Genomic DNA, 9,453 nt, shown 5'->3' with positions numbered 1-9,453 from the left:
TTGCAATATCGACCCCAACGTGGGTAATGTGCATAACGGACTTCCTCCTCATCGTTTCGTTTCAATGGGTTACGTGTAAACACCATTGTGGTGCCCAGACACCGTCAGTCGAAAGGGTGGGGAGGAGTCCATCCCATTGCCATCCTTGGCGCAGCCAAGATGGGGCGATTGGCGTGTGTCCAGTTTCAGCACTCCTTCGCCGTGTCTCGCTATGCGAGGACACGGCTCCCCCAAAAGATGTGTGGCCTCGGCAGCCTGATGCGGCCCCGATCCCCGTGGGAGCGCCATCCTTGGCGCAGCCAAGATGGGGCGAACGGGTGCGGCGGCCGGGGAGACACCGCATTCGCCGCGTCTCGCCTCGCCTGCGGCGCGTCGAGGACTCGGCTCCCACGGGGTGTGTGGCTCGGACTGGGGCTGAGAGTGGCCTTGATCACTGTGGGAGCGTCATCCTTGGCGCAGCCAAGAGGGCGCGAAGGGCGTCGGTGGCAGGGGAGACACCGCATTCGCCGCGTCTCGCCTCGCCTTCGGCGCGTCGAGGACTCGGCTCCCACGGGGTCATGTGGCCGGTTTCGGGGTTTGTGGGAGCGCCATCCTTGGCGTAGCCAAGATGGGGCGATTGGCGTGTGTCCAGTTTCAGCATCCCTTCGCCGTGTCTCGCTGTGCGAGGACACGGTTCCCACGCGTTTTGGGGCTCGCATGTGGCTCGCACTGGTGCTGAGAGCTGCCCCGATTCCCTGTGGGAGTGTCATCCTTGGCGTAGCCAAGATGGGGCGAATGGCTTCAGTGGCAGGGGAAGCATCGCATTCGCCGCGTCTCGCCTCGCCTTCGGCGCAGCGAGGACTCGGCTCCCACGGGGTGTGTGGCGCTAAGACGGTGCTATCCCGGCTCGGCGGTTTCCTGGCGGGCGGTCGTGGCTGTGCTTGCCGGTGCCTCGGGCCGCGGCGGGATACGGGTGATCTTTGCGCCTAGCGCGTTCAGGCGCTCGTCGATGCGCTCGTAGCCGCGCTCGATCTGCTGGGCGTTCTCGATGGTGCTGGTGCCCTCGGCGCACATGGCCGCGATCAGCATGGCCATGCCGGCGCGGATATCCGGGCTTTGCACGCGCGCGCCGCGCAGTTGCGACGGCCCGGCGATGATCGCGCGGTGCGGGTCACAGAGGACGATGCGCGCGCCCATCGCGATGAGCTTGTCGACGAAGAACATGCGGCTCTCGAACATCTTCTCGAAGAAGAGCACCACGCCGTCGCATTGGGTCGCGGTAACCAGCGCGATCGACATGGTGTCGGCCGGGAACGCGGGCCAGGGTTGGTCTTCGATCTTCGGGATGTGGCCGCCGATGTCGGGCTCGATCTTGAGTGTCTGGTTGGCCGGCACGACGAGGTCGTTGCCGTCGATCTCGCAGACGACGCCGAGCCGCTCGAAGTTCATCAGCGTGGCGCGCAGGTGTTCAACGCCGGCGTTGGTGATGCGGATGTGCGAACGGGTCACCGCCGCAAGGCCGATCAGCGAGCCAACCTCGATGTGGTCCGGTCCGATCCGGTGCGTGGTGCCGCGCAGCGGCCGACCGCCGTGGATCGTCAGCGTGTTGGTGCCGATGCCCTCGATCGACGCACCCATCGCAACGAGAAAGTGCGCGAGGTCCTGCACGTGTGGCTCTGAGGCGCAGTTGCGCAGCACGGTGGTGCCGCTTGCCGCGACGGCGGCGCAGAGGGCGTTTTCGGTGCCGGTGACCGAGGGCTCGTCGAGGAACACGTCCTTGCCGACGAGCTGCGTCGCGCGAAAGCGGTACTGCGCGCCGATGTCGATGTCGGCGCCGAGCTCGCCGAGCGCGAGAAAGTGGGTGTCGAGCCGGCGGCGGCCGATGACATCACCACCGGGCGGCGGCAGGGCGATTTCACCGCAACGCGCGAGCAACGGACCCACCAGCAGTATGGATGCGCGCACGCGCTCGCACAGCTCGGGGTCGAGCGCCGCCGGGCGCAGCTCGGGCGCGGTGATTTCGAGCGTGTTGTGGTCGAGCCAGGCGGTCCGGGCGCCGACCGATTCGATCAGTTCGACCAGCACCTCGATGTCGCGGATGTGGGGCACGTTCTCGAGTCGAACGGTCTCTTCGCACAGGAGTGCCGCGGCGATGATCGGCAGGGCTGCGTTCTTGTTGCCGCTCGGTTCGATGTCGCCGGACAGCCGGAAGCCGCCTTCGACGATGTAGTGCACCCGCTGGTGGGTGGGCACGAGCGCGTTGTCGCCCATCTGTCGCTCCTGTTTGGAGCGCGTATGGTACAACGCGCGCCCCGTGCCGTGCCTGAAAACTGGCGCCGGGACGCGCTCGTGGGCCCGGCCTTACGGTGCTGTCACGGTGGGCACGGCGAGGGTGTACCCGCATTGGTGCGCCTGTACCAAAAGGGCGTCGCGCCGGGCGGCCGAGCCGGTCGAGCCGTAGAGCAACTCGAGGTGGCGGCGGGTGAAGCCGAAGTAGCCGAAGGTGCCCTGTATCCAGGCGGTCTCGAGGGCGTTGCGGTAGCCGGCGTCGGCCATCTCGTCCGAGCGGGCCCCGGCCGGGATCAGCAGCACGCCGGTGCGCGGCCGCTGCAGCGATTGCTCGCGGTCGTCGAGTTGGTCGTAGGCCCAGCCCCAGCTCCAGACCCGGTCGACCCAGCCCTTGGTCATCGACGGCATGCCCCACCAGTAGAGCGAGAACACCAGGCACACGGCGTCGGCGCGGGCAATCCGCGCCTGCTCACGCTGGACGTCGACGGGGGTGCCGGCGTCACCGTCCGCGTCGACGTCGGCCATCGTCCAGCGCGGGTCGAAGCCCTCGGCGTGCAGGTCGGCGAGTTCGGCCGTGTGGCCGGCCTCGCGTGCGCCGTCGATGAAGCGCTGGGCGGCGGCCGCGGTGAAGGACGCGGGGTTCGGGTGGTCGAGAACGGTCAGGACGTGCATGCGGGTGATCAGCTCCGTGGTTGGCTGGGTGCCGACACTACCGGCTCAAGTGCACTTGAGATCAAGTGCGCGCGTTGTCACCGGCTTCGGTTGCGGCCGCCGTCAAGCTGAACACGCACTGCGTCTTGCTTTCTGTGAAGCCGAGCGCCGCGTAAAACCGGTGTGTCGCGCTGCGGTCGGCGCGGCAGCGCACGCGCACGGTGCCGCCGGCCTCGGCGTGCGCGTGCGCAACCAGCGCGGCACCGACGCCGCAGCGGCGGTGGGCCGGGTCGACCACCAGGCCGCCGATCTCGTGAAACGGCGGCGACGCCACCCGGCGGGCTAGAAACACGTGGATCCAGCCGACGACCTGTCCATCGTGTTCGGCGAGGTGGACGCGGTGGTCGGGCGCCGCCAGCACACCGGCCAGTGTCGCCCGGGCCTCGGCCTCGCTCAGCGCGCGGTAGCCGAGGTGCTTCGAGACCGCGTTGAGGGCGGCCGCATCGGCCTCGGTTGCGTCTCTGATGTGCAACATCGTTGCGTGCTCCAGCGGCGGTGTGCGCCGATTGTACGCGCGACGGCTGGCCGCTGGGTTTTGATGCGCTGGGCCGGTGCGGGCACACCGGCAGCGTAAACCGGGGTATCCGAGTGTCAGTCGCGCTCTGCTTTTAATACAGGCACGGCACAGTCCGGCGAGTGAGTTCTCGGGCCGTTGCCGGGCCGGCTCAGTCCTTCAGCGTGCTGGCGTGGCGAGCAAGCTTGTCGAGCAGGGTGTCGAGGGTGGCCCGCTCGGCGCGGGTAAGCGGTGCGAACACCTGTTGCTGGCGCGCCAACAGCACGGCGGCGATGCGGTCGTGTAGCGCGCGGCCACTCGCCGTGATGCTGAGCTTGGCCTGGCGACCGTCGTCCGGGTCGGGCGCGCGTTCGATGTAGCCGACCGCCAGCATGCGGTGCACCGCGCGCGAGATCGAGTTGCGCGGACGGCGGGTCATCTTGGCGACGTCGCGTGCGCTCAGCACCGGGTAGTGGGCCAAGCACAACAGCAACAGGTACTCGGCGCGGATGAGGCCGAAGTCGCGTTTGATGGTGTCGTAGCCCGGGACGAGGATGGCGTTGGTGATGTAGGAGATGCGGTAGGCGTCGCGGAACTCCACGGCGTCGAATATTGCTTTGAGGTCGGGTTCCGCAGGGGCGTCGGGCGGCATGGTGGGCTCGGGTGTGGCCAAACGGCTTGCGCCGGTCGGCGTTCGGGGGCAGTATTGTTCCAAATGGAACATGTTCGGGGTCCAGCGTCAACCGACACTGTGGCTCCACCGTCTGGATCAACCGCCACCAGAGGACACCGCCATGACACCGGACCAGATTCTGAGCCACCCGGCGCGGGTGCTCACGCAACAACAGCGCGAAGACTATTTCACCCACGGTTTTGTCGGTGTACAGGACCTCGTTCCGGCCGACGCGCTCGCCGAGCTGCAGGCGGTGACGCAGGCTTTTGTCGAGCAGAGCAAGGCCGTGAGCGAATCGGGTGACCGCTTCGACATCGGGCCGGGCCACAGCCCAGACAACCCGGTGTTGCGCCGGCTCAATAGCCCCGACACCGCGAGCGAGGCCTACTGGCGGTTCTCCACCGGCCTCATGGCCGACGTCGCCGCCGACCTCGTCGGACCGAACGTCGTTTTTCACCACTCGAAGCTCAACTTCAAGTGGTTCGACAAGTCCGACACCGTGAAGTGGCACCAGGACATCCAGTTCTTCCCGCACACCAACTACAACGTGCTGACCATCGGCTGCTACCTCGCCGACACCACGATGGAGAACGGCCCGCTGGCCGCACTGCGTGGCTCGCACAACGAGCCGCTGTACAACCAGTACGACGCGGACGGCAACTGGACCGGCATGCTCTCGGACGAAGACGCCGCCGGGGTCGACATGGACCGCGTTGACTACCTGACTGGCAACGCCGGCAGCATCACGATCCACAACGCGCGCACCTTGCACTACTCGCCGTCGTCGCGCAGCCCGATCCCGCGGCCGCTGCTGCTCAACTGCTACACCTCGGCCGACGCCAAGCCCTACACGCCGCACCCGTCGCCGACGGTCAACACCTACAAGGTGGTGCGTGGCGAGCCGGTACACTGGGCCGAACACGACCCGCGCCCCTGCCAAATTCCGCCGGATTGGTCGGGCGGCTACAGCTCGATCTACGCGGCCCAGAGCGGCGAAGACGACCGCGCTGCCATGTGACCGCATCGACACCCGAGAAAAGACCATGACCACCGAATCGACGACCATGCCGCTGACCGTGCGCATGCGCCGCTCGCCCTTTTTCGCGCGCGCCCATGCCGCGGGAGCGCAGGGCTATATCGTCTACAACCACATGCTCCTCGCCAAGGGGTTTCGGACGCCGGAGGCCGATTACCGTCACCTCAAGCGCGGCGTGCAGCTCTGGGACGTGGGCTGCGAACGACAGATCGAGATTGCCGGCCCGGACGCCGCGCGCCTGGTGCAGCTGTCGACGCCGCGCGACATTCGCCGCATGGCAGACGACCAGTGCTACTACATCCCGACCGTCGACGGCGACGGGCACATGACCAACGACCCGGTGCTGGTGAAGGTCGACACCGATCGCTACTGGGTCTCGATCGCCGACAGCGACCAGATCCTGTTCTACAAGGGTGTCGCGGCCGCGTTGAACCTGAACGTGCGGGTGTTCGAGCCCACGGTGTCGCCGCTTGGCATCCAGGGGCCGAACGCCGACGCGCTGGTCGAGCGGGTGTTCGGCGCCGATGCGGTGTCGGTCGGGTTCTTCCGGCACAAACGGGTTGACGTCGACGGCACGCCGATGATCCTTGCGCGCTCGGGATACTCGCTGCAAGGCGGCTTCGAGTTGTATTTCGAGGGTGAGGAGGGCAGTGCGCTCTGGGACCGCTTGATGGACGCGGGCGCCGACCTCGACGTGCACGCAGGCTCGCCGGTGCAGGCCGAACGCATCGAGGGCGGTCTGCTCTCGTACCTGAGCGACATCACCCCCGACATGACGCCCTTTGAAGCCGGCCTCGGCCGCTTCTGCCACATCGACACCGACACTGGGTGCCTCGGCCTCGCCGCGCTGCGCGCGAAGCGCGAGCCCACCCGGCAAGTGCGCCCGCTGCGCATCGACGGGCCGCCCGTTCCGCCGATGGGCACCTTCTGGCCGATCACCACGCCGGCCGGCGAGCCCGCGGGCCGGGTGTCCTCCTGCGCCTGGAGCTGGAGCTTCGAGCAGAACGTCGCCATCGCCCTGGTCGACCGCGCCCACTGGGACGCGGGCACGGCATTGCACGTGGTAACACCGGACGGCGAGCGGTCCGCCGAGGTGCTCGCACGCTTTCCGGGCCGAGGTTGAGAAGTTGGGGGTGTCAGCCGTGACGCTGGAGCTCTGCGGCGACGTCGGCCAGCCGCTTGTCTCTCGTCCAGAGGGCCGTGCCTGGCGTCAACAACAGCGACGCGAGCAGGTGACAGTCAACGAAGCCGATGCCGCGACCGAACAGCTGACGTTGCTCGATGACGGTGAGCACCTCGTCGTCTTGCGCCACCGTCACACCGGGCAGAGCGCGCAACAGCGTGAGTATCGCGACCCGATGGGCGAGCGAGCCCAGGGCGAGTTCGCCAATGATGTGCGGGTGACAGACGACGCGGCCGTCGAGCAACGCCGTCACCAGCGCGGGATCGTTCCGGCGCAGGTGGTCGACCCACACCGAGGTGTCGACGAGCAGCATCGCGCGCGGCCTACCGTGCGCTGCGCCGCCGGGGAACCGGTTTCAGGTCTGGCTCGCTGCCGCCGAGGCGCGCAAGCCGCTTGGCGCTTTCACGTTGAATCAGGGCGTTCAAGGCTTCGCGCAGCAGCGCACTGCGTTCGTGGATGTCGGACAGGCGGCTGGCTTCGGCCACCAGCGCATCATCGAGTGTGACAGTGGTTCTCATGGGGTAGGCTTGCGGTGTGTGCATCTATTCTAGCATCTTTTGGTGATAAATATGGTGCATAGCCCGGTGCCATTGGGGTCCGCTGGCGGGCGGGGCGCTGCGGGTATCACGGTATTCCGTCAGGTTCGCCGTGGACACTGTTGTGCTGCGCGCCTGTGCAGGCTGCGGGTTCGCGCGCACGCCGACGTGTCACCCACGTGTCACACTCCCGGCTGTGCTGGCGATGCCGCGTGTTCACGCGTCAGCTGCCGGTCCTTTCAACCCTGAGTTTTTGGTCTCCGATGTCACACACGATCCAACCCCGCCGCAGCTTCATCTTCACCCCGGGCCTCAAGCCGGCGATGTTTCCCAAAGCGCTTGCCTCCGGGGCCGACATTGTCTGTGTCGAGCTTGAAGACGGCATCGCACCCAAAGACAAGGCCGCCGCGCGTGCCAACGCGCTGGCGCTGTTTGCCGAGCCGCAGGCCGACGACGGCGTCGAGCGGGTGGTGCGCATCAACTCGCTGCGCGAGCGCTTCGGCATCGAGGACGTCAACGCCATCCTCGCCACCGAGACGCCGCCGCCGTCACTGATGATGCCTAAGGTGCGCACGCCCGACGAAGTAGTGCAGCTGGACCGCCTGCTCGACGAGGCCGGGCACACCACCCGCCTGCAGGTGATCATCGAGACCAACGCCGGGCTCGAGTGCGCCTTCGACATCGCCCAGGCCAGCCCGCGCATCGACGCGCTGTTGTTCGGCGGGGTGGACATGGCGGCAGAGCTGCGCTGTGAGAATGCCTGGGGGCCTTTGCTGTACGCACGCTCGCGCGTGGTGCACGCCGCGGCCAATGCGGGTATCGACGTGATCGACGTGCCCTGGCTCGACCTCGACGACCCGGACGGCATGGTCGAGGCGGCCGAGCAGGCGCGCGCGCTCGGGTTCTCGGGCAAGGGCGCGGTGCACCCGAAACAGATAGCGTCACTGAATGCGGTGTTCACCCCAACGCAAGAGACGATTGCACGCGCGCGGCGTATCATCGCGGAGTTCGAAGCGGCGGACACCGGTCTCGTGGTGATTGACGGTAAACTCATCGAGAAACCGGTGTTGCGCGAGATGCACCGCATCGTCGCGATCGCCGAGCGCACCGGGCACTGACCGCCCACGTACGCCACGCGGCGGCTCGGGTCGCCCCACCGCACCGCAGACGCCCGACCGGCGCCAAGCGGAGCGCACTGACAGAGGACACTGCTCGAATGGAATGCTGCGGACCGGGCTACGCAAGCCCAGCGGAGGCGATGAAAGCGCCGGCCGAGAAGCTGCTGTACACCATCGCCATCTACACCGGCACGGGAATCCAGAAACCGGACTACCTCTGCACCATCGACGCCGACCCCGAGAGCGACACCTACTCGCAGGTGATCTCACGCCTCGAGATGCCAGGCATCGGCGACGAGCTGCACCACATGGGCTGGAACGCGTGCTCGTCGTGTTTCGACGACCCGAGCATGCAGCGGCGCTACCTGATCGTGCCGGGCGTGCGTTCGAGCAAACTGCACATCGTCGATTGTGCGACCGACCCGCGCAACCCGACCCTGCACAAGGTGATCGACGGGAAGGAGATTAAGTCCAAGACCAACCTCTCGGCGCCGCACACGATCCACTGCCTCGGCTCCGAAATCATCATCTCGATGCTCGGCGACGCGAAAGGCAACGCGCCGGGCGGCTACCTGCACCTCAACAAGGACTTCGAGATCGTCGGCCGCTGGGAAAACAGCATGGGCGACATCAAGTTCGGCTACGACTTCTGGTACCAGCCGCGCCACAACGTGATGGTGAGTTCCGAGTGGGCCGCGCCTAACACCTTCATGCCGGGCTTCGACCTCGAGGAAGTCGGCCACCTGAAGTACGGCCGCGAAATCCACCTCTGGGACTTCGAGAAGAAGGAACCCAAGCAGACCTTCTACCTCGGCGAAGACGGCCTGATCCCACTCGAAGTGCGCTTCCACCACGACCCCGACAGCAGCCACGGCTTCGTCGGCGCCGCGCTCAGCGCCAACATCATCCACTGGTGGAAAGACGACGCCGGCGAGTGGCAGTGGGAAAAGATCATCGACGTCGAGAACGAGCCGCACCCCGAGTGGCCGATCCCGGTGCCGGGCGTGATCTCGGTGATCCTGCTGTCGATGGACGACCGCTTCCTCTACTTCTGCAACTGGCTGCACGGCGACATCCGCCAATACGACATCTCCGACCCGCACAAACCCGTGCTGACCGGGCAGGTGTGGATGGGCGGGCTGCTCGGCAAGGCGCCGGAGGTGAACGGTGTGCGGGTGACCGGCGGGCCGCAGATGATTCAGCTCTCGCTCGACGGCAAGCGGCTGTACGTCACCACCAGCCTGTTCTCGACCTGGGACAACCAGTTCTACCCCGAGATCCGCACCAACGGCGGCTGCATGCTGAGGGTCAACTGCGACACCGAGAACGGCGGCATGGCCATCGACCCGGACTTCGTCGTCGACTTCGGCAAGGAACCCAACGGCCCCTCGCGCTGCCACGAAACCCGCTACCCCGGTGGGGACTGCACCAGCGA

The 9,453-nt window shown here is 67.0% G+C and carries 10 protein-coding genes; 4 read left to right on the top strand and 6 right to left on the bottom strand.

What is annotated here, in order from left to right:
- Positions 1–876: 876 nt before the first annotated feature.
- From murA to AAGA11_21870, 4 genes are all read right to left on the bottom strand, one after another.
- Complete coding sequence (gene murA / locus AAGA11_21885; protein MEM9605525.1) at positions 877–2,250, bottom strand: UDP-N-acetylglucosamine 1-carboxyvinyltransferase; 1,374 nt, start codon at positions 2,248–2,250, stop codon at positions 877–879.
- Positions 2,251–2,340: 90 nt separating this feature from the next.
- On the bottom strand, positions 2,341–2,940 hold the full coding sequence (locus AAGA11_21880) for an NAD(P)H-dependent oxidoreductase (GenBank protein MEM9605524.1): 600 nt from the start codon (positions 2,938–2,940) through the stop codon (positions 2,341–2,343).
- Positions 2,941–3,001: 61 nt separating this feature from the next.
- Positions 3,002–3,454: a GNAT family N-acetyltransferase gene (locus AAGA11_21875; GenBank protein MEM9605523.1), complete on the bottom strand. Its 453-nt coding sequence runs from the start codon at positions 3,452–3,454 to the stop codon at positions 3,002–3,004.
- A gap of 190 nt (positions 3,455–3,644) precedes the next feature.
- Positions 3,645–4,196: a MarR family transcriptional regulator gene (locus AAGA11_21870; GenBank protein MEM9605522.1), complete on the bottom strand. Its 552-nt coding sequence runs from the start codon at positions 4,194–4,196 to the stop codon at positions 3,645–3,647.
- A 70-nt stretch (positions 4,197–4,266) separates the two neighbouring features.
- Here AAGA11_21870 and AAGA11_21865 point away from each other — a divergent pair, with 70 nt between their 5' ends.
- On the top strand, positions 4,267–5,163 hold the full coding sequence (locus AAGA11_21865; GenBank protein MEM9605521.1) for a phytanoyl-CoA dioxygenase family protein: 897 nt from the start codon (positions 4,267–4,269) through the stop codon (positions 5,161–5,163).
- Positions 5,164–5,188: 25 nt separating this feature from the next.
- Complete coding sequence (locus AAGA11_21860; GenBank protein MEM9605520.1) at positions 5,189–6,304, top strand: dimethylsulfoniopropionate demethylase; 1,116 nt, start codon at positions 5,189–5,191, stop codon at positions 6,302–6,304.
- A gap of 13 nt (positions 6,305–6,317) precedes the next feature.
- Here AAGA11_21860 and AAGA11_21855 read toward each other — a convergent pair whose 3' ends face one another.
- Together AAGA11_21855 and AAGA11_21850 are read right to left on the bottom strand one after the other, a co-directional pair.
- Complete coding sequence (locus AAGA11_21855; protein MEM9605519.1) at positions 6,318–6,677, bottom strand: type II toxin-antitoxin system VapC family toxin; 360 nt, start codon at positions 6,675–6,677, stop codon at positions 6,318–6,320.
- 10 nt (positions 6,678–6,687) lie between these two features.
- Positions 6,688–6,882 (bottom strand): type II toxin-antitoxin system VapB family antitoxin, encoded by a 195-nt coding sequence (locus tag AAGA11_21850; protein MEM9605518.1) that lies wholly within the window; start codon positions 6,880–6,882, stop codon positions 6,688–6,690.
- 281 nt (positions 6,883–7,163) lie between these two features.
- On the opposite strand from AAGA11_21850, the gene AAGA11_21845 reads away from it, so the two are divergent.
- On the top strand, positions 7,164–8,018 hold the full coding sequence (locus AAGA11_21845) for a CoA ester lyase (protein ID MEM9605517.1): 855 nt from the start codon (positions 7,164–7,166) through the stop codon (positions 8,016–8,018).
- Positions 8,019–8,116: 98 nt separating this feature from the next.
- Positions 8,117–9,453: selenium-binding family protein (locus tag AAGA11_21840; protein MEM9605516.1), on the top strand; the 1,337-nt coding region annotated here is incomplete at its 3' end.

It is taken from the genome of Pseudomonadota bacterium (assembly GCA_039196715.1).
GTDB lineage: Bacteria > Pseudomonadota > Gammaproteobacteria > CALCKW01 > CALCKW01 > CALCKW01.
This window is presented reverse-complemented; position numbering and strand designations above follow the sequence as displayed.